Below are 1,421 nucleotides of genomic sequence, written 5' to 3'. Positions count from 1 at the left end.
GGCCGGGGGAGCCGGATCGCCGGCGGGAGTTTCCTTCACGTCATGGGTCACCCTTGAAAGATATTTTCGCAGGTGGGGCGGGGTCAACCCCTCGGCTCGGGACGGGCGGAAGTGGCGGATGGGGTGACAATGGCTCCATGGACGACGTCGACTCCCTGGAGCAGTACCTGCACGCCGCCCGCGCCCTGGTGCTGGCGGATCTGGCCGCGCGCGACGTGGCCCGGGCCGATGTGGTCTCCCTGGTCGAGGACGCGGTGACGCACCGGCGCTGGTGGGTGGAGCAGTGGCCGGACGGAGCGTCGTACGTCGCCGGGCTGGTCGCGCAGGACGTGCAGGACGCGCTGCTGGAGAAGTACGGCCGCTGGCCCATCTGCCCCGTCTGCCACGCGGGGGACCCGCACGCCCTCGACGTGGAGCCCGAGCTCGGCCCCGACCCGCACTGGGTGTGCGGCAAGGCGGGAGTGACGGTGGCCCCGGTCGGCGGCCTGGGCACCGGCCCGCTGGCATGACGCTCTACATCGACCCGCCCACCTGGCCGGGCCACGGCCGTATGTGGTCGCACCTGGTCAGCGATGTGTCGTACGAGGAACTGCACGCCTTCGCCGCCGCCGTCGGCTGCCCGCCGCGCGCCTTCGACCGCGACCACTACGACGTACCGGAGTCGCGGTACGCGGACGCGGTGCGGGCCGGGGCGGTGGAGGTCGGCTCCAAGGAGCTGGTGCGGCGGCTGACGGGGGCTACGGCGCGGCGCCCCAAGGGGCGCGCCGCGCCGTAGCCGTTCTGCCGTGCCGCTCAGCCGGTCAGGAGCTCCAGCTCCGTCGTGAGGTTCTCGCGGGCGCGGGTCTCCCACTCCCTGGTGCCGTACGGGGTACGGAAGAGCCTTGGCAGGGCGAGGAGCTGACGCAGGACCTGGGCGCGGCCGGTGCGGAAGGCGTCGTCGGGGACGAAGGCGTACTCCTCGCGGACGGCGGCGGCGTACGCGGCGTACTCCTCCGGGCCGCCCGCCAGCACCGCGAGGTCCGCGTCGCACAGGACCTCGCCGTTGGTGTCGCCCTCGGCGGGGTCGTGGGTGACGGTGAGCCGTACGAGCCGGGCGACCTCGGCGGTGTCCGCCGCCCCCAACCCGGCCTCGGGCAGCGCCCGTTCGGCCAGCGCCGCGCTGCGCTCCTCGTTCTCGGAACGGTCCGGTCGGTACACGGCGTCGTGGAACCACGCGGCGAGGCGGACGAGTTCGGGGGCGGCGGCGTGGTCGGCGAGGGTGTCGATGTGGCGCAGCACGGCGGTGAGGTGGTCGGCGGTGTGGTACTTGCGGTGCGGTTCGGTCCAGCGGGTGAGGAGGTTCTTGGCGTAGGGGGTGGTCGGCGGTGTGGTACTTGCGGTGCGGTTCGGTCCAGCGGGTGAGGAGGTTCTTGGCGTAGGGG

At 73.4% G+C, this 1,421-nt stretch carries 3 protein-coding genes; 2 read left to right on the top strand and 1 reads right to left on the bottom strand.

The annotated features are described in order from the left end of the window. The first annotated feature begins 137 nt into the window (after positions 1–137). Positions 138–509, top strand: a complete 372-nt coding sequence (locus ACJA3G_RS36945) for a hypothetical protein (RefSeq protein ID WP_406557384.1) — start codon at positions 138–140, stop codon at positions 507–509. After that, on the top strand, positions 506–775 hold the full coding sequence (locus tag ACJA3G_RS36940; protein WP_406557383.1) for a DUF4031 domain-containing protein: 270 nt from the start codon (positions 506–508) through the stop codon (positions 773–775). Before ACJA3G_RS36945 ends, ACJA3G_RS36940 begins: the two co-directional genes overlap by 4 nt. Before the next feature lie 17 nt (positions 776–792). On the opposite strand, the gene ACJA3G_RS36935 is transcribed toward ACJA3G_RS36940, so the two are convergent. Beyond that, positions 793–1,421, bottom strand: a 629-nt coding sequence (locus tag ACJA3G_RS36935) for a hypothetical protein (protein WP_406557382.1), incomplete at its 5' end; no start/stop codon positions are given.

Source organism: Streptomyces sp. YS-3 (genome assembly GCF_045257485.1).
GTDB lineage: Bacteria > Actinomycetota > Actinomycetes > Streptomycetales > Streptomycetaceae > Streptomyces.
This window is presented reverse-complemented; position numbering and strand designations above follow the sequence as displayed.

What these genes read in the sequence shown, in the direction of transcription:
- ACJA3G_RS36940 (WP_406557383.1), top strand. Translation starts at nt 506, where the DNA reads ATGACGCTCTACATCGACCCGCCCACCTGGCCGGGCCACGGCCGTATG.
- ACJA3G_RS36945 (WP_406557384.1), top strand. Translation starts at nt 138, where the DNA reads ATGGACGACGTCGACTCCCTGGAGCAGTACCTGCACGCCGCCCGCGCC.